This window comes from Burkholderia sp. 22313 (assembly GCF_052045245.1).
Lineage (GTDB): Bacteria > Pseudomonadota > Gammaproteobacteria > Burkholderiales > Burkholderiaceae > Burkholderia.
Window position 1 is genome coordinate 164,439 of sequence record NZ_JBQEON010000007.1, and the last position, 20,477, is coordinate 184,915.

Genomic DNA, 20,477 nt, shown 5'->3' on the forward strand with positions numbered 1-20,477 from the left:
AAAGACGGACGTCGGGTGGGACCGGCGTTGCCTGCGATCCGGAAGACCGCGACCCACGCTTCGACCGGCGCGTGCAAGCGGCCCATCAGCGACGCGCAATGCAACGCACATGCGAAATCGGAGGCTTGCGATGGAAACGTTGAATATCGATTGGCTGACGATTTCGCAGGCGCCGATCCGGACTGATCCGCGCATCGAAGCGGGCGCGCATCTCGTCAGTGATCGCGACGGCTATGCGCACCACGGGATCGTGACCGAGGTGCTTGCTGCTCGCGCACGCACGACGGTGCGTCGTCGCGATGAAATGCCGCCGGGCCTTGCCGCGCCGGCGCGGATGCCGGACCGAACCCGAATGGCGATTTTTCTGCAAACGGCTTTGTGGGCCTACTACGTGACGAGACGAACAATGAACATTTTTTCAATCGCCGGACGACACACGTCGCGCGTGTTCAAGGCGGGCGTGCCGGCGATCGTCGCGACCGGATTGTCTGCGTGCGTGAACTACGCCGGCATTCACGGCAATGCGGCGATGACCGGCCCGCAACAGTACGAGACGCAACAGAGTCTGCCGTTCGAGCAGGGTCATTGGCCCACCCCCGATTGGGCCGATCAGTTCGGCGATGGCCAACTCAAGGCGCTGGTCGACGAGGCGCTGAGAAGCAGCCCGACGCTTGAACAGGCGCGTGCGCGCGTGGCGGCCGCGCAGGCCTATGGCGAATCCGCGCAGGCGGGAACGATGCCGCGCGTCGACGCCAGCTACGCGCTCACTCGCCAGCAATTCTCAGGAACGGCGCTCGTTCCTCCGCCGTATGGCGGGTCATGGCAGACGGAGAACCGGGGCATCCTCGGCGCTTCGTATGAGCTCGATCTGTGGGGCAAGAAGCGCGAGGCGTTGAAGGCGTCGGTGTCCAGGCTTCAGGCGAGCCGCGCGGACGAGGCAACGGTCAGGCTGACGCTCACGACGTCGGTCGCGCGCACCTATAACCAGCTTGCACGCCTCTACCTGTTGCATGACATCGCGCAACGGGAGATCGCTCGGCGCGAGCAGATCGACCGGATCACCGCAGGCCGTATCGCGACAGGGCTCGACACTCAGGTCGAGCGCGAGACCGCACGTGCGAACCTCGCGACAAGCCGCGCAACGATGAAATCGCTCGACGGCCAGATTCTCGCGACACGCTATGAGCTCGCCGCGCTGCTCGGTGCCGGTCCCGATCGCGGCCTGCGGATCGCGCGGCCGGTGCTCGGCACGGGCGACGACGTTCGCCTGCCCGACAATCTGCCGGCGGATCTCGTCAGCCGGCGGCCGGACATCGTGGCCGCCCGGTGGATCGTCGACGCGATCGCGCACGACGTGAAGGAAGCGAAGGCCGAGTTCTATCCCGACATCAACCTGAGCGCCGCGATCGGGCTCGACGCGTTCGGCTTCGGGCGCTTCCTGACGGCGGCGAGCCGCACGGTATCGGTCGGCCCGGCCATCCACCTGCCGATCTTCGACGCCGGTGCGCTCCGCGCGCAACTGAAGGGGCGCTATGCGGATTTCGACAGTGCAGTCGCCACCTATAACCAGGCGCTGGTGACCGCGTTGAGCGACGTTGCCACGCAAATCGCCGGCGTGCGCTCGACGGATGCGCAACTGGTCGACGCGCAGACCGCGCAGCAAGCCGCATTAAGAGCCGCCGGACTGGCGCTCACGCAGTACAAGGCCGGCCTCACCAATCAACTGACCGTGTTGAACGCCGACGTCAACGCGCTTTCCGCCGATCAAAGCGTCGCGAATCTGCGCATGACTCGCCGTGACCGGCAGATCGCGCTGGCGTCCGCGCTGGGCGGCGGGTTCGTCGACACGTCGTTCGCGGACGCCGGGGCCGCGGCTCGCGCCGATGGACCCGTCCCCGACACGCCTGCCGTCGCCGCGCGCTGAGCGGTGATTCATCGAATCTGCCTGGAGAATTGAAATGAGCGAAATCAACCCGCCGGTTCGCAAGCCGGTCGACACCGCCCGCGTGAATCACGATCCGTCACCGTCAGGAGACGACGCTGTCGCAAGCGAACCCGCTACGCGGCGGCGTGGGCTGCTGTTGGCGCTGCTCGGCGCGGCGGTCGTCGCGTCGTCGATCGCGTATGGCGTGTACTACCTGACGTATGCGCGCTACCACGAGTCCACCGACGACGCATACGTCAGCGGCAACCTCGTGCAATTGACGCCGCAGGTGGCGGGTACCGTCGTCGCCGTGAATGCCGACGATACGCAGATCGTGAAGGCGGGCGATCCGGTCGTCACGCTCGACGATGCCGATGCGAAGGTCGCGCTCGGCAACGCCGAGGCGACGCTGGGCCAGACCGTGCGGCAGGTGAGCAGTCTGTACGTGAACAACGATCTGTATGCCGCGAACGTCGCCCAGAAGCAGTCCGATCTGGTTCGCGCTCAGGACGACCTGCGCCGCCGCCAGGCGGTTGCCGATACGGGCGCGGTGTCGGCCGAAGACATCGCGCATGCGCGCGACGCCGTGGCGGCCGCGCGGGCGGCGCTCGATGCCGCCCGTCAACAGGCGCAAGCCAACCGCGCACTGACCGGCCGCACGACGATCGACCAGCATCCGAACGTGCAAGCCGCCGCCTCGAAGGTGCGCGATGCGTATCTTGCCTACGCGCGCAACGTCCTGCCCGCGCCGGTCACGGGATATGTCGCGAAGCGTTCGGTTCAGGTCGGCCAGCGTGTGTCGCCCGGCACGCCGTTGATGGCGATCGTGCCGCTCGACGGGGTCTGGGTCGACGCGAACTACAAGGAAGGCCAGTTGCGCAGCATGCGCATCGGTCAGCCCGTCACGCTGACGGCCGATGTGTATGGCAGCAAGGTCAAGTACCACGGCCGCGTCGTCGGCTTCTCGGCGGGCACGGGCAGCGCCTTCGCGAGCTTGCCGGCGCAAAACGCGACGGGCAACTGGATCAAGATCGTTCAGCGCCTGCCCGCGCGCATCCAGCTCGACCAGAGGGAACTCGAAGCACATCCGCTGCGTATCGGCCTGTCGATGGAAGTCGATGTGGATACGCGCGATAACACGGGCCCGCAGCTCGGCGCGGCGATGAATACGTCGTATCGCACGGACGTGTTTGCCGAATACGGCGCGCAGGCAGATGCCGAGATCGAGCGGATTGTCGCGCAAAACATCGTCGCGGAGCGTGCGGGGCCGATGGGGCGCGTCGGATCGTCGTCGCCTCCCGCAGGGCACGACGCCAGCGACACACGCGATACGAAGCCGCGCGCAAGCTGAGTCGTCTCCCCGGGGCGCGGCGTGGTCGCGGCCCGGGTGACGCAATCGTCTGACTGGCCGGATCGATATGCCGGGCCGGTCGATCTTTCAGGGTGGAATCGAGATGAATGCCTCCATGCAACTTGCACCGCCGCCGCTGACGGGCGGAAAGCTGGTGCTTGCAACAATCGCCGTCGCGCTCGCGACGTTCATGAACGTGCTCGACTCATCCATTGCGAACGTCGCGATTCCGACGATCTCGGGAAACCTCGGTGTTTCCGTCGACGAAGGCACGTGGGTGATCACACTGTTCTCGGCAGCCAATGCCGTCGCGATTCCGTTGACGGGCTGGCTCACGCAGCGCGTCGGACAGATCAGGTTGTTCGTGGCCGCCATCGTGCTGTTCGTGTTTTCGTCGTGGTTGTGCGGCGTCGCGCCGAACCTGCTCGTGCTGCTCGCCGCGCGTGTGTTGCAGGGCGTCGTCGCAGGGCCGCTAATTCCGCTTTCCCAGGCGATCCTGCTGGGTTCGTATTCGAAGGAGAAAAGCTCGACCGCGCTGGCGCTATGGTCGATGACCGCGACGGTCGGCCCGATTGCCGGGCCCGCGCTGGGTGGCTGGATCACCGACAGCTACAGCTGGTCGTGGATCTTTTACATCAACATTCCCGTTGGCCTGTTCGCGGCCGGCGTGACGTGGATGATCTATCGCGACCGCGAGACGCCGGTGCGCAAGCTTCCGATCGACAAGGTCGGCCTGATGTCGCTCATCGTGTGGGTCGCGACGCTGCAGATCATGCTCGACAAGGGCAAGGATCTCGATTGGTTCAAATCGTCCGTGATCTGCGTGCTCGCCGTCATTGCCGCCGTCAGCTTCCTGTTTTTCCTGATCTGGGAATTCACGGAGAAGAACCCGATCGTCGATATTCGCCTCTTCGCGGTACGCAATTTCCGAGGCGGCACGATCGCGATTTCGGTCGCGTACGCGGTGTTCTTCTCGAACCTCGTGATCCTGCCGCAATGGATTCAGGGCTATCTGGGCTATCGATCGGTGGATGCCGGACTCGTGACGGCGCCGCTCGGGATCTTCGCCGTGTTGCTTGCACCACTGATGGCGAAGATCATGCCGAAGTCCGATGCGCGGGTGCTCGCGACGCTGGCCTTCGTCGGTTTTGCAGGCGTGTTCTTCATGCGCTCGCATTACACGACCGGCGTCGACCCGTATACCCTGGTGCTGCCGACATTGCTGCAAGGCATTCCGATGGCGCTCTTTTTTACGCCGCTTACCGCGATCATCCTGTCGGAGTTGACGCCCGACAGGATTCCGGCGGCCGCCGGCCTGTCCAATTTCGTGCGCGTGTTCGCGGGCGGCGTCGGCACGTCGTTGATCGCGACGGGGTGGAACGACCGGACGATCCTGCATCACGCCCGGCTCGCCGAGCAGTCGAGCGTGAACAATCCCGACTATGCGAGCGCCATCGCGCAGCTCCATGCGACGCTCGGCGGCGGCGAGGATCAGGCGGCGGCATTCTTCGAACGCACGCTGAACGCGCAGGCAGCGATGCTCGCGCTGAACGATATCTTCTGGCTGTCGTCGATCATCTTCATCGTCATCATCCCGCTGGTCTGGCTCACCAGGCCAGGCAAGGGCGGCGCGGGGGCCGCGACCGGGGCGCACTGAGCGAGGCCGCTTCGCGGCGCGCGGGGGGCGATCACTCGACTGCCGTCGAGCCGGGTTGATCGCAAGCGCGTTTCTCGCCGCACCCGGATAGCGGTCGCCCCGCGTCCGATAGAGCATCGTCGGCATGCGCACGGCGGAAAAAGCCGCGTGGCACGATTCCGGATCGCGATGGCCTGCGCAGTATTCACTGGCGTACGCAAAGTCGGGCTTTGCTCCCGCCAGCCGAGTATGCGCGGGGTATCGGAAGGCGCTTGCCATCGCGGGTAGCGCGATGCCCGGTTGCCTGAGGTGTGGTTCGGGATCGGACGCGAGCAGGGCCCGCCAGGAAGGACCGTTGAGTCGAATGCGTCTTGCCTCTGCGCTTGTCAGCCGATCGCCGCGTCGTTCATGCCGATCATCGGCTCGACGTCGAAGCCCGCGGCACGCCATGCATCGATGCCGCCTGCAAGCGGCAACGCCAGCTTGATGCCGGACAGCCGCAACTGCCTGGCCACCGACACGGCAGACCCTTCATCATGGCATGCGCAATAGATGACGAGTGTCCGGTTCGTTCCATGGCGCTGCATGATCTGCCGGGTCTTTCGTTCATCGCCGATTACCGCGCCTGGAATCACGAATGGATCGAGCGTCCTTCGCTCGGCGGAGCGAACATCGATCACGATCGGCCGCGGATTGTTCGCGAGCAATGCATGCAGTTCGCCCGCGCTGATCCGCGCCTTGCCGAGCGCGCTCGCCAGCATGAGCCTGCGGCCGTAGCGGTACAGGAGATACAGCACCGGAACGATGCCGGCGACGATGAGCGCATGCCAGCCAAGACGGGCGACGAACGCGAAAATCACGTCGATCTGCGAAGCGAACAGCGTGCCGATTGCCAGTCCGATCGACGCCCACAGTGCGATGCCCGCACAATCGTGCAGGACGAAGGAGCGCAACCTGACGGCCATCGCACCGCATAGCGGAACGGCGACGAGCGACAGCCCGGGCACGAACCTCGCGACGATGAGCACGCGAACGCCCCAGCGCCCGAAAAAGCGCTCCGTCGTCGTGACGCACGCCTCGCGCGACTGCGACAGCTTGCAGACGGTGTGAAGCGTGCGTTTGCCGTACCGCTTGCCGCCGTGAAACCAGACCAGGTCGCCGAGAAAGCCGCCCATCACGGCGGCGCCCAGTATCGTCGAGAAATGGAGCAACGTCGACGACGCAACATGCGTGACGAGCGCGACGCCGGCCCCGACCGTGATCAAAGTCGGTATCGCGGGAAGGGGCAGGCCGAGCGAAGACCCGAGCACATTCAGGAATACGACCAACGTTCCGTACCGTGCAATCATTTCATGCGACATCATGGTGCTCTCCTTGAGATTCGCGCATACCCGGCCTCGAAGCCCGTTCCTTGCTCCGCGTGAACCTGCCTGCCCGGTGCCGGCTCCGCATCGGCCGTCACCGTGACCATTCGGCGCGGCAGCGCGTCGCAACGCGTTACTTGGCGACGGACAGCGCCTTTTCATGCGAGTGTTTCGCTGGCGGCAAGGCGTCGGTGACCTGGCCGCCCGTTTCGTCGACGTCCTGCCGATAGCGGTGCACGTCCCGCGTGACGAAGCCGATTTCGCGGTTCGGGATGTCGAACCAGTCCGGATGTCCGAACGAACGCCGAATGTCCTCGAGGCCGCTGGCCCAATGCTCGCGCATCGTGTCCCTGCTGAATTCATAGTCCTTGTAGTGCCCTTCGAACGCCTTGTTCTTGTAGATCAGGTGCACGACGTTCACTGCACTGCCATCGGCCGTCTTCTGTGCCTCCCGCAACAAAGGGTGCGCGAGGCGCACGTGTTCGGGAATGTGCTCGAGCAGCGCCTTGATCATCTGCGCATGCTTCTGGTTCTGCGACATGAACGCGGTGATGGCGCGCGTGCGGCTTGAATACTGAATGTCCTTGGTGCGCTCGCTGACGTCGAGGAAATCGCCCGGCAACTTGCCGCGCGAGCTCCACAGATCGATCTGGAAAACGAGCGTGTCCTTGTGCTGGCTTTCCCGGATGATCTCGGTCAGCGGCGTGTTGGAAACCAGTCCGCCGTCCCAGTAAAACTCGCCATCGATCTCGACGGCCGGGAAGCCCGGCGGCAACGCGCCGGAGGCGATGAAATGTTCCGGCGCCAGGCGCATCTTCGAATTGTCGAAATAGACGAGATTGCCCGTTCGAACATTGACGGCCCCGACGGAGACGCGAATGTTTCCGTCGTTGATGCGATCGAAGTTCGCGTACCGCAACAGCGTTTCACGCAATGCCGACGTGTCGTAATGACTGACCTGATCGGGGCGCTTCCTGCCGAACCCCGCGAAAGGCACATGCGTGCGCGGGGAGAAGAAGCCGTCCTGACCTTCCATCAACGTACGCGTTGCGGCCCAGGCACTCGACCACCTGCGCCCGATGTCTTCAAGCCCGGGCCACGCCGACATGCACGTGCCGAGGTGTGAGAACGGATCGGTCGGCTGACTGATGGTGTTCCAGAAGCCGCGCAGCGCTTCCGCTCGATCCGCGGGCGCATTGCCTGCGATGATCGCCGTGTTGAGCGCCCCGATCGAGACGCCAGCGATTCGCGTCGGTTCCACGCCGACTTCGGCCATGCCTTCATAGACCCCGGCCTGGTAGGAGCCGAGTGCGCCGCCACCCTGCAGCACGAGCCCGATTTCGTCATAGGCGGGGAGCTTGATGCGATGGGGCTGCTTCAGCTTGTTACGCTGGCTCGAATACATGGTGTTCTCCTTATTGCATGAACCAGCCGTGGCTGACGACGATCGATTGCCCGGTGAGCGCGCTCGACTCGAAGCCGGCCAGGAAGGCAACCGTGTTCGCGACATCGGCCAGCGACGTGAATTCGCCGTCGACCGTCTCCCGCAGCATCACGTCCCTGACGACTTGCTGTTCGGAGATCCCGAGCGCCTTCGCTTGCTCGGGGATCTGCTTGTCGACCAGCGGGGTTCTGACGAACCCCGGGCACACGACGTTGGCACGCACGCCGCGCGGTCCGCCTTCTTTCGCGACGACCCGCGCGAGACCGAGCAACCCGTGTTTCGCGGTGACATAGGCGGACTTGAGTGGCGACGCCTCGTGCGAATGCACCGAGCCCATGTAGATCACCGCGCCCCCCTTGTTCGATGCGTACATATGCCTGATGGCGGCCCGGGTCGTCAGGAACGCGCCATCGAGGTGAATGGCCAGCATCTTCTTCCAGTCGGAAAATGCGTAATCCTCGATCCGGTTGACGATCTGGATGCCTGCGTTCGACACGAGCACGTCGATTCCGCCCAGCTGCTTCACGGTCTCGGCCACTCCCGCGTCGACGGCTTCCTCGCTGGTGACGTCCATGGCAATCGCCAACGCCTTTCCGCCGTTGGCGACGATGTCGTCGGCAACCTTGCGCGCCGCGTCGACATTCAGATCGGCGATCACGACCGTTGCGCCGTCTGCTGCGAGCTTGCGCGCGCACATTTCGCCGATACCGCTTGCCGCGCCCGTCACGAGCGCGATCTTGTCATTCAGTGCCATACATCCTCCGGGAGCTTATTGGTTGACCGCGAGTTTCAGCGACTCGGCAGGGGCGAGATAGTCATAGGCGACTTCGCCGATATCGAGCGTGAGATTTGCAATGAGGTGGCGGGCGCCGATCACCTTGCGAACCGGCAGATCGGCAACCGAGGCGAGCGCATGCGGATGCAGCTCGAGCGCGGCGGGCCCCTCCCATGCGCCGATCACGTCGACATCGCGCAGGAAGAAGCGCACGAGCTCGCAAATGCGGGGCGAGCCATCGACGTGCGGAATGACCTTGAGCAGGTAGTTGGGCGTATCGGCGAGCTTGCGGCGCTCGGCCGCGGTGTCGAGGGCGCGATACTTGTAGCCCATCGTTCCGGTGGCGATGCGCTGCGTGCCGTAGTCGAGCGTGCCGAGCAGCGTGTCCTTGCCGTCGACGCGGAGCGTCGGCGACGCCAGCTTCTTGGGAAATCCCCAGATCTCGCGCCCGGCTGCGATCGGGCCTTCGTCATCCAGGTACATCGCGTGCGTGAAATTGGCGCGATTGCCGTCCTCGTCGAGCACGGAGATCACCTGGCCGCTCTCCGTGTAGTCGCCGAATCCCGACGAATCGGGCATGCGAATGAATTCGTAGTGGACGACGGCATGGTCGACCGTCAGCGGTTCCGGAACGACGGCCCGGAGCGCATCCATGTCCGTCTCGTACGAAATGATGAAGTACTCCCGATTGATGAAACGGAAGGGCGGGCGTGGATACGCCGGGTTATGCACGGGCATCGCAAAGGCGCTGTTGCGGATGTCTTGTTCGGTCACGGATCGTTCCTCGGTTGGTGAAGTGCCGGGTCACACCATCGCGACAGCTCGGCCGACGCGGTCAATGACGGGCGAAAGCGCAATGCGGCGCAGACTTGCCGCGCGCGGTCGCACGTTGCTCTTGCGGTGTCGTGTTTGTTCCCGGATGCATCCGGCAGCATGGTTGGCCACCGTCAGCGCCAAGCGTAGGCGATGCGGCCTTGCGGCAGTAGCGTCACAAAGGACCTCACCATGTTGTCGCGGCGACAACAATCGGCGACGGGAGGAGTGGGCAGCAACGATCGCGGGTCGGCAATCTGGTGCCGCGCGAACGACAACATCGGTAGCCGGCGGCGCGGCAGGTTGCCCCGGTGGCCGGCAATGGACCGGCCGCCGCCGGGAGGGCGTCGAATTCGCTATAGCGCAATGACGGTGTGGCTCGAGGAACCGACGGCATGCTCTCCGAGCATCGCCTTCAGATCCCGCTCGATCGTGCCGCACAGCGTCGAGATGGGAACGTCGTTCGCGCCGCCCTCGAACGGATTCTCCGTGCTTTCGCCAACCTGGTCGAGCGAGGTGTACATCCACGACACGGCGACGCTGCACGGCACCGTCAGCCAGACCATGTTGCCGTGCATGAATCCGCTCACGCTATCGTTCAACCGGTTGAATTCGTTCAGAAGACCGAATGGAAGAGACAGGCAGAAAAATCGAACGAACAGGGCGCTGACGGTCGCGTACTGACGCGGATAGGGGAAATTCTTGAAACGTTCCGAGCGTGACTGGAGATCGATGAAGTCTCCAATGGCTTTCTGAAGTTCCATGTAGAAACTCGAGTTCAGATGGCCGGCAAGGTGAAGCATCCGGAGCGAAGTGCCTTGCAGGCTCAGCACGAATGTCGTGATGGACGCAGAAGAGAGCGCCTGTTCCGCTTCAGAGGGAGACAAGTACTTCGGCAACAGTTCCTTGATGTCCTTTTCCCATTCCGGCACGCGATAGAAGCGACGGTACTCCGCGTTGTAGCGTTTGTTCGTGCTTTCCCAGATACGAGGACGGCGCAGGTCGTATCGCAGCGCGGTCAGCCAGGCGATGTGTCGATAGACCAGCTTTCGGGCAATCTCCTCGTCCGTCACGAAGTCGCGCGTGATTTGCCCCCAGCGGCGGCTTTTGCTCAGGATGTCGGTCCAGATATCCAGCGCGTCCATGGCCCGGTTGTATGTCTGGACGTTCTTGAAGCCGACGATGAACGACGTCGCGGTCCCGAGGAGCGCCACGATCGTCAGGGGGATCGACAGCCATGTAACGGAAAAGAACTTGTACAGAACAACCGGAGCGGAACCGAAAATGAGGAGTTCGTAAATTTTCCAGCGAGTCCAGATCAGAAATTCGGACAGTTTGTACGATTTCCCAAGATGCATTTTATTTGCCTCATCGATAGCTCAGGTGGGTGATGAATATGGCGCTCTGGTCGCGCGCACGCTTCCGTCACGCATCATGCCTGCGATCGATTCGGCCGGGACGTGATCGATTGGTGCCGAAGAGGCAACATCGTGAGCACGCTTGCGGATCTACTGCCCGATGCTGCGTCAACCTACGATGACTTCGCGCGACGACATTTGCGTTTTGCCTGTTTGCCTTGCAGCTGGCATCCGTCGACATCGCAATTTTCCAACCGAGGGCAATCATCATGTCGCAGAAGATCTTGATAGTGGGTGCCGGCTTTGCCGGCGTGTGGGGCGCACTGGGTGCAGCGCGCGTGCTCGATGGTGCCGGTGTGACGGGCAGCGACGTCGAAATCACGTTGATCTCGCCGAAACCGGAATTGCAGATCCGGCCGCGGTTGTACGAAAGCGATCCGCAGCGAATGGCCGCACCGCTGCTGCCGCTGCTCGACGCCGTCGGCGTGAAATTTCTCGAGGGTAGTGTCGAAGAGATCGCCGTTCAGGAGAAGACGGTGAGTGTGGCTTGCTCCAACGGCCAAAAGCGTCTGCTTGCCTATGACCGGTTGTTGTTGACCAGCGGCAGCACGCTGAACAAGCCGCCGGTGCCCGGGCTGGCAGAGCACGCGTTCTCGGTCGATCGTATCGAGGACGCGGTCGCGCTCGACGAGCACTTCGCGGCGCTGGCGAAACTGCCGGATTCGCCGGCACGCAATACCGTCGCGGTGGTTGGCTGCGGCTTTACGGGGATCGAGGTCGCCACCGAATTGCCCGGGCGATTGCGCGAGCGGTTCGGCCCGGACGTGGCGATTCGCGTTGTCGTGATCGGCTCGCAAGCCGAGATCGGCCCCGATCTCGGCCCCAATCCCCGGCCTTACGTCGCGCAAGCCTTCGACTCGCTGGGCATCGAGACCGTGCTCGGATCGCGTGCCGTGTCGGTAGGGACGGACGGCGTTCGCACCGCGTCGGGCATGCATATCGAAGCCATGACCGTGATCTGGGCAGGCGGCATGCAGGCCAGCCCGCTGACGGCGCAGGTCTCCTCGCATCTCGACCCGCTCGGACGTGTCGAAGTCATGCCGGACCTGCGTGTCGCCGAGGCACCGCACGTGTTCGTGGCGGGCGATGTGGCACGAGCGCGGAGCGATGATGAAGGGCACTATGCATTGATGTCGTGCCAGCACGCTATCGTGATGGGGCAATTCGGCGGGCACAACGTCGCCGCGGATCTGATCGGTGTGCCGACGCTGGAATACACGCAGCCGTTCTATGCGACCTGCGTCGACCTTGGCGAGTGGGGCGCTGTTTACTCGGAAGGCTGGGACCGTGAGATCAAGCTGACGCATGCGCAAGGAAAGGCACGCAAGCAAATGATCAACACGCAGTGGATCTATCCGCCGGCGCCGAATCGCGCCGAGGCGCTGGCGGCAGGTAATCCGCAAGCTACCTTCGACTGACCTGTCGGCGCCCCTGCACGTGCCGCACGATGCGTGGCGGGGGCGCTCAGGCGCGCGGCAGCGGCAGTGAGCGTCATCGATGGACGGGACGCCGCTGCCGCGCGGCAGGTGATGATTCAGTCAACGACGGTCACGATATTGACGGTGCCTTGTTTGGCCATCTTTGCATACGGACACAAGCGCTCCGCGGTTCGCACCATTTCTTCCGCGAGGCTGCGATCGACACCGGGCATCCGGACCCGGACATCGACGATCAATGCATAGCCACCGTCCATGGGATCGCGGCCGAATGATACCTGCACCTCCACGACGGTATCGCTGATCTCCATGTCGGCGCGCTTCTCGAGCAGGTTCAGCGCACCGTGAAAGCACGAGGCAAAGCCCGCCGCGAACAACTGCTCCGGATTGGTTCCGTTGCCGGGCCCGCCGAACTCGGTGGGCAGGCGCAGATCGACGGCGAGATTTCCATCGTCCGAGCGGACCACCCCGGATGCGCGGCCATGCCCCGTCTCGCCGCCGGTGACGGTGACGCTCGTTGTATACAGCGGCTGAAAATCCCGGCCCCGATACCTGTCGAGGAGGGAAAGCGGAGGGGCCTGTAGCTTCTTGTCATCCATGATGCGTGCTCGAGTTCGACGACGCGCTCCGACCCTCGGTCATTCATTCGTCGAAGCGTCCTGCGACGGGGGCTGCACTGCCCGGGCAGATGGCGTCTTCAAGAGATGAAGTGGAGCGAACGATCGTGTGAAGAATGCAACGATCTTCCGGTGCAGCCCGATTCTGGTTCGTCCACGGAGGAAAGACGCCTCCATGCTAGACGTGCGTACATGGCGGCGGTATGGCCGTTCGGGGCGATTGTATGTTTCCCGTTGGACACCAATCCGGACCCAGGCACGAGGGGCGGCGCCGCGAATGCCCGCCCGTCAGCGGTCCAGGCAGGCCCGCAGCGTTTGTGCGAGAGAGTGCGCTTCGTCGGCATCGGCGACGTTCGCGAACCCGATGATGAGGCCCCGTGGCGTTTGCGGCGTGAGGCTGTTCGTGTACCAGATCGAAAGCGGGAGGACCGCGAGTCCCGCGTCGCGGGCACGCGCCGCAACCGCGACGTCGTCGACCGGCCCTTCCGGCCCCTCTGCGAACCGCACCGCGAACTGAATGCCGCCATGCGGCAATTCGACGATCAGCCGCTCGCCGAACACCTGGCGCAATGCGTGCACGATCAGCGTGCGTCGCTCGCCGTACAGCGTGCGCATCCGCTTCAGGTGCCGGGCAAAGTGCCCCTGTTCGATGAAATCCGCCAGGGCCGCCTGCAAGAGGGTCGGCGAGCCGGCATTCATGCTGCATGCCACGCGTTCGACGCGCTCCACCGCGCGCTCCGGCACAACCGTGTAAGCGAGTCGCAGGCCTGGGTACATCGCCTTGCTGAAGGTACTGCAGTAGATGACGCGATCCTGCCGGTCGAGATTCTTCAGCGCCTGCAACGGGCGGCCGACATAGCGAAACTCGCTGTCGTAGTCGTCCTCGACGATCCAGCTCGACGCTTTTTCGGCCCAATCCAGCAGTGCGATGCGCCGGGCAAGCGACAGCGTGTGCCCGAGCGGGCTCTGGTGCGATGGCGTCACCAGCGCGAAGCGTGCCTGCGAATCCAGTTGGATACCGCGCTCGACGTCGATTCCGTCGCTGTCCACCGGCACCGGAACGAGCTGCACGCCGGTTTCCGACAGGAAACTGCGCGCGAGCAGATAACCGGGATCCTCGAACCACACACGGTCGTTCGGACGCGCGAGGCTGCGCAGCACGAGTTCCAGCGTCGCGCGGTAGCCGCTCGTGACGAACACCTGTTCCGGCATGCAGGTGACTCCGCGCGACAGCGTCAGGTAGGTCGCGATGTGTTCGCGTAGCGGCCGGTAGCCCGCCGGATTCGGGTAACCCAGCAGCGCGCGTTCGCCGCTGCTCGCGCGCTGCGAAACGAGCCGGTGCCAGACCTTCCGCGGAAATGCGTCGAACGCGGGGAGCCCGGGTTGCAACGGGCGCGGCTCGCCGCTCATCGCGACGGCAATCGGCTGCGGACGCCTCGGAGGCTGACTGTCGCGCGACATGCCCGACGCCTGGAACAAGTCGGCGTCAGCGGCGCGCTCGGGCGGCGGCCGCGTCACCGATTTCGGCAGGGAGGGCGATACGAAGGTGCCTGCCGCGCCGCGCATTTGCAGATATCCCTCGTCGACCAGGATCGTGTAAGCCTGTTCGACGGTGCCTCGCGCCGTGTTCAGTTGCGTCGCGAGACCGCGCAATGCGGGCACGCGGTCGCCGGGACGCAGATGACCCGCGGCGATCGCGGTCCTGAACCGCTCGCAAATCTGCAGGTAGATCGGCAACGCTTGATGCCGGTCGATCTCGATGGTCAGCGTGGGCGTTTGCTCGGACATGACGGTCTCGTGGGTCACAGCGATCCGACGGGACAGGGCCGGGTATGGACCAGTCCGATCGACGATTCTTGGCACTTATGGATAGGACATGATTCTTCCACAATTGCGCCACGCGGTGCGACGGTCATGACCGGCTTCATCGGATACGGTGCATGTCACGTACCCACGCGTTCCAATGAAAACCTTGTGTCAGGAGATTTTGCGATGAAGATCGTTGTCATCGGCGGTTCGGGCCTGATCGGCTCGCGTGTCGTCGCGCTGCTCGGCGAAGCGGGCCATCAAGCACTTGCCGCATCGCCGCGCACCGGCGTCAATACCATCACGGGCGAAGGCCTGACCGACGCATTGACGGGCGCGGATGTCGTCGTGGACGTCGCGAATGCGCCGTCGTGGGAACCGCAGGCGGTACTGGACTTCTTCCGCACGTCGGCACGCAATCTCGGCAAGGCCGAAGTGGCCGCAGGCGTGCGCCACCACGTCGCGCTGTCGATCGTCGGCTGCGACCGGATGCCGGAGAACGGCTATTTCCTCGCCAAGGTCGCGCAGGAACAGGCGATCGAGGCGGCGGGCGTGCCTTACACGATCGTGCGCGCGACGCAGTTCATGGAATTCATCGGCGGCATCGCAGATTTCGGCACGCAAGACGGCACGGTCCGCATCGGCGACGGCCTGTTTCAGCCGATCGCCGCGGAAGACGTGTCGGCACTCGTTGCGCAGGTCGCGCTCGCCGGGCCGCGGAACGGCACGGTCGAGATCGCGGGTCCGGATCGCGCGCCGTTCGCGGAGATCGTCGCGCGCTATCTGAAGTCCGTCGGCGACCCGCGCGCGGTCGTGACCGATCGTGACGCCCGTTACTACGGCGGCCGCGTCGAGGAGAAATCGCTGGTGCCGCTCGGGCCTGCGCGGCTCGGTCACATCGGGCTCGACCAGTGGCTCGCAAGAAGCTGATTCGCAGTCGCACGGGTAGCGGTTCGCCGGCGCGGGCCGACGATGGGCAATCGGAATGAGCGACATGTCTGGGGAAGCGGAAATGAATCAATCGGATACAGCGGAGCACGGCGTTCGTCGCGACCTGGCCGGTCGTGCCGATGCACTCTCGGCGAGCTTCGGTGCGAGCTACGCGGGCATCCTTGCGTTCGTCGCGGTGGCGAGCGAGGGTAGTTTCACCAAGGCAGCCGAGCTGCTCGGCGTCGGCCGGCCCGCCGTGAGCCGGAACGTCCAGAAGCTCGAGGCGCAGTTGAGCACGCGGCTGTTCCAGCGGACCACGCGCATGACCGAACTGACGTGCGAAGGCCAGCGATTCTTCGAGAACTGCCACCAGGGCGTCGCGCAGATCGTCGAGGCCATGAACGACATGCTGGAACTGCGGCAGGGGCCGCCGCGCGGCCTGATCCGGATCAGCTCGGCGGTGGGGTTCGGCCGGAAAATCGTGGCGCCGCTGCTGGAAACGTTTGCGAAGGCGTACCCCGACATTGTCTTGGACCTGCTGCTCGACGACCGGCCGATCGACCTGGTGTCGGAACGGATCGACGTGTCGTTCCGCAACGGCCGCATCGAGGACTCCAGCATCATTGCGCGACAACTGATTCCGATGCAGATGGCGCTTTGCGCGGCACCGTCGTACGTGGCGAGGCACGGGCTCCCGCAGAGCCTCGAGGATCTGGACCGGCATGAGTGCATCAATTTCCGTTTTGCCAGCGGCCGTGTGTTCGAGTGGGAATTCAACGTCGATGGCCGGGTACAAAAGTACTTGCCGACGGCCCGCCTCACATTCAACGACGCTGACCTGGTGTTGCAGGCGGTTCTGAATGGGGCGGGCATTGCGCAGATGGCCGGCTATCAGATTCGCGACCATCTCGCCTCGAACGAACTCGTCGTCGCACTGGCGAAGCACGTGCCGGAAGATCGCGGCCACTATCTCTGCTATCTCAGCCGGCAACATCTCCCGACCCGCATTCGTATCTTCGTCGACTTCATGACCGAGCGGATACGCGCACTCGACCTGAACTGCATGACCCGGTTCAACGCGGATCCGACGGTTGCTTCATCGTCGGGATTGGCGGCCTGAGGCATTCGCGAAGGAAGACGCAGAGGGCCAGCGGCGAATCTGTCGGGTATCACGCCCGGATGTTCGGATGAAAATCAAGACGTTGAAAGTTTAATTTCAGGGGCTGGATCGGGCGGCCGTGCCGGCATTGCCTCGTGGTGCCGTCACGATTCAAAGTTAAACGAAACGTGACCCCTTTCGGACGAAAATTTCCGCACAATGGCGGCAACGCGGCGTTGCGCCGCGATGTGCGCGCCGTCGCCGGCCTTGAGGCCCGGAGCCGGCCAGAACCGCCGTCCGACTTCCCCGACCACCATGGACCACCCCAAACGCATCCTGATCGTCGAAGACGACGCCGACATCGCCGACGTGTTGAGCCTGCACCTGCGCGACGAACGCTATGAAGTCGTGCACAGCGCGGACGGCGCGGAAGGCCTGCGCCTGCTCGAACAGGGCAACTGGGACGCGCTGATCCTCGACCTGATGCTGCCCGGCGTCGACGGCCTGGAAATCTGCCGGCGCGCCCGCGCGATGACGCGCTACACGCCGATCATCATCACCAGCGCGCGCTCGAGCGAGGTGCACCGGATCCTCGGCCTCGAGCTCGGCGCCGACGACTACCTCGCCAAGCCGTTCTCGGTGCTCGAGCTCGTCGCGCGCGTGAAGGCACTGCTGCGGCGCGTCGACGCGCTCGCGCGCGATTCGCGGATCGACGCGGGCACGCTCGACGTTGCCGGGCTGTCGATCGATCCGATCGCGCGGGAAGCGAGCGTCGACGGCGCGCGCATCGACCTCACGCCGCGCGAATTCGACCTGCTGTATTTCTTCGCGCGGCATCCGGGCAAGGTGTTCTCGCGCATGGACCTGCTGAACGCCGTATGGGGCTACCAGCACGAAGGCTACGAACACACGGTCAATACCCACATCAACCGGCTGCGCGCGAAGATCGAGGCCGATCCGGCCGAGCCCGTGCGGATCCTCACGGTGTGGGGGCGTGGTTACAAGTTCGCGGCGCCGGACCAGCGGGACGCGTGATGAAACTGACCCTCACCCAGCGGCTGTCGTGCGTGTTCGCGGTGCTGTTGCTCGCGTGCTCGGGCGCATCGGCGTGGCTGCAGATCCGCGCGAACGACATGCGCGAGAAGGAAGTCGTGCAGGGCCTGTCGCGCGATCTCGCCGCGCATATCGCGAGCAGCACGCCGCTGATGGACGCGAACGGGCTGCGCCCGGACGCCGTGCGCACGCTGTTCGGTCAGCTGATGGGCGTGAACCCGAGCGTCGAGGTGTATCTGCTCGACAACGCGGGGCGCATCAAGGGCGACGACGCGCCGCCCGGCCACGTGAAGCGCGAGCGCGTCGATCTCGCGCCGGTGCAGCGCTTCATCGCGGGCGATCCGCTGCCGATCCTCGGCGACGATCCGCGCAGCCCCGACGCGCGCAAGGTGTTCAGCGCCGCGCCGCTGCAGCGCGCGGGACAGCCGCCGTCAGGCTACATCTACGTGGTGCTGCTCGGCGAAGCGCATGACCGGCTGGCCGCCCGCTTCGATGCCGGCAACGTGCTGCGCACGACGCTGTGGTCGATGGCGGTGGTCGCGCTGCTCGGCCTGCTCGCGGGCCTGACCGCGTTCAGCTTCATCACGCGCCCGCTGCGCCGGCTGACCGACGCGATGCGCCGCTTCGACGCGAACGCCGCGCCCGACACGCAGCCGCCGGTCCCGCGCTCGCCGCCGGGGCGGCGCGGCGACGACATCGCGGTGCTCGAATCCGCGTTCGCGCAGATGGCCGACCGGATCGGCGACCAGTGGCGCGCGCTGACACGCCAGGACCAGCAGCGGCGCGAACTGATCACGAATATCTCGCACGACCTGCGCACGCCGCTGACCTCGCTGCACGGCTATCTGGAGACGCTGTCGCTGAAGTCCGACACGCTCGCCGAATCCGAACGCCGCCGCTACTTGTCGATCGCGCTTGCGCAGAGCACGAAGGTCGGCCGGCTGGCGCAGGCGCTGTTCGAACTCGCGCGGCTCGAGTCGGGTGGCGTGCAGGCCGAGCGCGAGCCGTTCTCGCTCGTCGATCTCGTGCAGGACGTGTTCCAGAAATTCGAGCTGGCCGCGCAGTCGCGCGGTATCGCGCTGCATGCGCGGATCCCGCCGCGCGTGCCGGCGGTATCGGCCGATCTCGGGATGATCGAGCGCGTGCTGACCAACCTGCTCGACAACGCGTTGCGGCACACGCCGCAGCACGGCGAAGTCGAAGTCGCGCTGACGCCGCGGGACGATCGCGTGGTGGTGACCGTGTCGGATACCGGGGAAGGGATTCCGCCCGCGCGGCGCGAAGGGCTGTTCCAGCGGCCGCAGCGGCCGATGAGCGGCGGCACGGCGACGAGCGGCGGGCTCGGGCTGCTGATCGTGCACCGGATGCTGGCGCTCAATGGCAGCGGGATCCGGCTCGTCGACCGCGACGGGCGCGGGGCGGTGTTCGAGTTTGCGCTGGCGGTGGCGCGCCCGGCGGCCGGCGACGCGCGCTGACACCGGCGGCGATGCGCGTGTGCGCGCCGAGCGACCGTGCCTATCCGCCGCGCTTGCGCCGCACGTCGCTCGGCGTCGTGCCGGTCCAGCGCTTGAATGCGTGGCGGAACCCGACCGCATCGCTGAAGCCGAGCGTCAGCGCGATGTCCTCGGTGCTGAGCGTGGTGGTGCTCAGGTAGTCGATCGCGAGCGCCTTGCGCACGCTCGTCAGCAGTTCGCTGTACGACGTGCCCTCGGCGTCGAGCTTGCGGCGCAGCGTGCGCGACGTCATGCACAGCGTGTCGGCGATCGCGTCGATGTCCGGAAACTGCCCGGGCTTGCGCGTGAGTTCCTGATAGACGCGTCGCGTCACGCCGGCCTGGCTGCGCAACTCGTCGAGCAGGCGCGCGCAGTGCGACGACACCTGCGCGGCGGTGATCGGGTTCGCGAGCTGCGGCGCGCGCGTGAGCCAGGCGGCCGGGTAGCTGAGCACATGCTGCGGCTGGTCGAACGCGATCGGGCATTCGAGCGCATCGGCGAGCTGCGCCGCATGCGCCGGCCGCGGTTGCGCGAACTGCGCGCGGGCCGGCACGCACCACGCGCCCATCACGTCCTTGATGACCGTCACGTGCAGCGCGAACTGCATGTCGATCAGGAAGCGGTACAGCGGCAGGTCCGGCCCGGACAGCGCGGCTTCGTGCGGATCCGGGAACAGCCACGACGCGGTGTCGCCCTGTTCGACCCAGCGGATCGCGAGCATCCCGTTCGCGAGCTGATGATATTTGACGGCCGAATCGAACGCATGCGCGAGCGATTCCGAGCACAGCATCGCGTAGCCGTACATCCCGTAGCTCGACGCATGCAGCCGGCGGCCGACCCGCACGCCGAGATCGGAGCCGTCGTGGCGGGCGATCGCGTTGCGCGCGGCGCTCAGGAACTGCTGCGACGACGTGAGCGTGAACGGATCGGCGACGGCGTCCGGCGACAGGCCGGTGCCGTCGAGCACGGCGGCCGGGTCGAGGCCGAGTTCCTGGGTGACACCGACGAGCACGGCCAGCTTGGCCGGCGAGAAGCGCTTCTCGTGCGACGCGGGGGCGAGCGGGGTGTCCGGCCGCGGCGCGGCGCCGGCGGCCGTCGGGTTCAGGGGCGTACTGCGCGGCATGGGGGTTCTGTGTCCGATTCGATACCGTTCCGGGTTCGCGATTCTGCGCCGGAACGCGCGGGGGCGCCATAGGGTTCACCCTGAGTTTCATCGGCCTGCGTGGCGCGATGCCGGCGAACCGGTGCATGGGCGCATGCGTCGGCAGGCCGGCCGTCGTGCGCCCGCGTGTCCGTTTCGATCATCTTTTCGGCCGCC

At 65.3% G+C, this 20,477-nt stretch carries 16 protein-coding genes; 8 read left to right on the plus strand and 8 right to left on the minus strand.

Annotated features, from left to right (window positions below; all coding sequences use genetic code 11):
* Positions 1–130 precede the first annotated feature (130 nt).
* From ACTJKF_RS08595 to ACTJKF_RS08605, 3 genes are all read left to right on the plus strand, one after another.
* Positions 131–1,924: an efflux transporter outer membrane subunit gene (locus ACTJKF_RS08595; protein ID WP_440623129.1), complete on the plus strand. Its 1,794-nt coding sequence runs from the start codon at positions 131–133 to the stop codon at positions 1,922–1,924.
* A gap of 34 nt (positions 1,925–1,958) precedes the next feature.
* Positions 1,959–3,275, plus strand: coding sequence for an HlyD family secretion protein (locus ACTJKF_RS08600; protein WP_440623130.1), 1,317 nt, complete (start codon positions 1,959–1,961; stop codon positions 3,273–3,275).
* 103 nt (positions 3,276–3,378) lie between these two features.
* The gene (locus ACTJKF_RS08605) at positions 3,379–4,932 is read left to right on the plus strand and encodes a DHA2 family efflux MFS transporter permease subunit (protein ID WP_440623131.1); all 1,554 of its coding nucleotides are present in this window, start codon (positions 3,379–3,381) and stop codon (positions 4,930–4,932) included.
* Between the two features lie 365 nt (positions 4,933–5,297).
* Here the strand turns inward: ACTJKF_RS08605 and ACTJKF_RS08610 are convergent, their stop codons facing one another.
* The 5 genes from ACTJKF_RS08610 to ACTJKF_RS08630 all read right to left on the minus strand — a co-directional run bounded on the left by ACTJKF_RS08610 (position 5,298) and on the right by ACTJKF_RS08630 (position 10,665).
* Complete coding sequence (locus ACTJKF_RS08610; protein WP_440623132.1) at positions 5,298–6,404, minus strand: VTT domain-containing protein; 1,107 nt, start codon at positions 6,402–6,404, stop codon at positions 5,298–5,300.
* Between the two features lie 4 nt (positions 6,405–6,408).
* On the minus strand, positions 6,409–7,680 hold the full coding sequence (locus tag ACTJKF_RS08615; protein WP_440623133.1) for a DUF3734 domain-containing protein: 1,272 nt from the start codon (positions 7,678–7,680) through the stop codon (positions 6,409–6,411).
* A gap of 10 nt (positions 7,681–7,690) precedes the next feature.
* Entirely contained in the window at positions 7,691–8,473 is a 783-nt protein-coding gene (locus ACTJKF_RS08620; RefSeq protein ID WP_440623134.1) for a 3-hydroxybutyrate dehydrogenase, read from the minus strand.
* Between the two features lie 15 nt (positions 8,474–8,488).
* Positions 8,489–9,226, minus strand: coding sequence for an acetoacetate decarboxylase (locus ACTJKF_RS08625; RefSeq protein ID WP_440623135.1), 738 nt, complete (start codon positions 9,224–9,226; stop codon positions 8,489–8,491).
* Between the two features lie 437 nt (positions 9,227–9,663).
* Entirely contained in the window at positions 9,664–10,665 is a 1,002-nt protein-coding gene (locus ACTJKF_RS08630; protein WP_440623136.1) for a bestrophin family protein, read from the minus strand.
* A gap of 269 nt (positions 10,666–10,934) precedes the next feature.
* On the opposite strand from ACTJKF_RS08630, the gene ACTJKF_RS08635 reads away from it, so the two are divergent.
* Positions 10,935–12,143, plus strand: a complete 1,209-nt coding sequence (locus ACTJKF_RS08635; RefSeq protein WP_440623137.1) for an NAD(P)/FAD-dependent oxidoreductase — start codon at positions 10,935–10,937, stop codon at positions 12,141–12,143.
* A gap of 116 nt (positions 12,144–12,259) precedes the next feature.
* On the opposite strand, the gene ACTJKF_RS08640 is transcribed toward ACTJKF_RS08635, so the two are convergent.
* Positions 12,260–12,760 (minus strand): Ohr family peroxiredoxin, encoded by a 501-nt coding sequence (locus ACTJKF_RS08640; protein ID WP_440623138.1) that lies wholly within the window; start codon positions 12,758–12,760, stop codon positions 12,260–12,262.
* A gap of 306 nt (positions 12,761–13,066) precedes the next feature.
* Positions 13,067–14,566, minus strand: a complete 1,500-nt coding sequence (gene pdxR / locus ACTJKF_RS08645) for a MocR-like pyridoxine biosynthesis transcription factor PdxR (RefSeq protein ID WP_440623139.1) — start codon at positions 14,564–14,566, stop codon at positions 13,067–13,069.
* Positions 14,567–14,770: 204 nt separating this feature from the next.
* Here pdxR and ACTJKF_RS08650 point away from each other — a divergent pair, with 204 nt between their 5' ends.
* The 4 genes from ACTJKF_RS08650 to ACTJKF_RS08665 all read left to right on the plus strand — a co-directional run bounded on the left by ACTJKF_RS08650 (position 14,771) and on the right by ACTJKF_RS08665 (position 19,141).
* Positions 14,771–15,514, plus strand: a complete 744-nt coding sequence (locus ACTJKF_RS08650; RefSeq protein WP_440623140.1) for an SDR family oxidoreductase — start codon at positions 14,771–14,773, stop codon at positions 15,512–15,514.
* Positions 15,515–15,596: 82 nt separating this feature from the next.
* Positions 15,597–16,634 (plus strand): LysR family transcriptional regulator, encoded by a 1,038-nt coding sequence (locus ACTJKF_RS08655; RefSeq protein ID WP_440623157.1) that lies wholly within the window; start codon positions 15,597–15,599, stop codon positions 16,632–16,634.
* Between the two features lie 294 nt (positions 16,635–16,928).
* A complete protein-coding gene (locus ACTJKF_RS08660) occupies positions 16,929–17,648 on the plus strand; it encodes a response regulator transcription factor (RefSeq protein ID WP_440623141.1) in 720 nt (239 codons plus the stop codon).
* Positions 17,648–19,141, plus strand: a complete 1,494-nt coding sequence (locus ACTJKF_RS08665; RefSeq protein ID WP_440623142.1) for a HAMP domain-containing sensor histidine kinase — start codon at positions 17,648–17,650, stop codon at positions 19,139–19,141. Before ACTJKF_RS08660 ends, ACTJKF_RS08665 begins: the two co-directional genes overlap by 1 nt.
* 40 nt (positions 19,142–19,181) lie before the next feature.
* Here ACTJKF_RS08665 and ACTJKF_RS08670 read toward each other — a convergent pair whose 3' ends face one another.
* Complete coding sequence (locus ACTJKF_RS08670; protein WP_440623143.1) at positions 19,182–20,282, minus strand: AraC family transcriptional regulator; 1,101 nt, start codon at positions 20,280–20,282, stop codon at positions 19,182–19,184.
* Positions 20,283–20,477 lie beyond the last annotated feature (195 nt).

Coding starts and splice junctions, on each gene's coding strand:
- ACTJKF_RS08595 (WP_440623129.1), top strand. CDS start 131: ATGGAAACGTTGAATATCGATTGGCTGACGATTTCGCAGGCGCCGATC.
- ACTJKF_RS08600 (WP_440623130.1), top strand. CDS start 1,959: ATGAGCGAAATCAACCCGCCGGTTCGCAAGCCGGTCGACACCGCCCGC.
- ACTJKF_RS08605 (WP_440623131.1), top strand. CDS start 3,379: ATGAATGCCTCCATGCAACTTGCACCGCCGCCGCTGACGGGCGGAAAG.
- ACTJKF_RS08615 (WP_440623133.1), bottom strand. CDS start 7,680: ATGTATTCGAGCCAGCGTAACAAGCTGAAGCAGCCCCATCGCATCAAG.
- ACTJKF_RS08620 (WP_440623134.1), bottom strand. CDS start 8,473: ATGGCACTGAATGACAAGATCGCGCTCGTGACGGGCGCGGCAAGCGGT.
- ACTJKF_RS08630 (WP_440623136.1), bottom strand. CDS start 10,665: ATGCATCTTGGGAAATCGTACAAACTGTCCGAATTTCTGATCTGGACT.
- ACTJKF_RS08635 (WP_440623137.1), top strand. CDS start 10,935: ATGTCGCAGAAGATCTTGATAGTGGGTGCCGGCTTTGCCGGCGTGTGG.
- ACTJKF_RS08640 (WP_440623138.1), bottom strand. CDS start 12,760: ATGGATGACAAGAAGCTACAGGCCCCTCCGCTTTCCCTCCTCGACAGG.
- pdxR (WP_440623139.1), bottom strand. CDS start 14,566: ATGTCCGAGCAAACGCCCACGCTGACCATCGAGATCGACCGGCATCAA.
- ACTJKF_RS08650 (WP_440623140.1), top strand. CDS start 14,771: ATGAAGATCGTTGTCATCGGCGGTTCGGGCCTGATCGGCTCGCGTGTC.
- ACTJKF_RS08655 (WP_440623157.1), top strand. CDS start 15,597: ATGAATCAATCGGATACAGCGGAGCACGGCGTTCGTCGCGACCTGGCC.
- ACTJKF_RS08660 (WP_440623141.1), top strand. CDS start 16,929: ATGGACCACCCCAAACGCATCCTGATCGTCGAAGACGACGCCGACATC.
- ACTJKF_RS08665 (WP_440623142.1), top strand. CDS start 17,648: ATGAAACTGACCCTCACCCAGCGGCTGTCGTGCGTGTTCGCGGTGCTG.
- ACTJKF_RS08670 (WP_440623143.1), bottom strand. CDS start 20,282: ATGCCGCGCAGTACGCCCCTGAACCCGACGGCCGCCGGCGCCGCGCCG.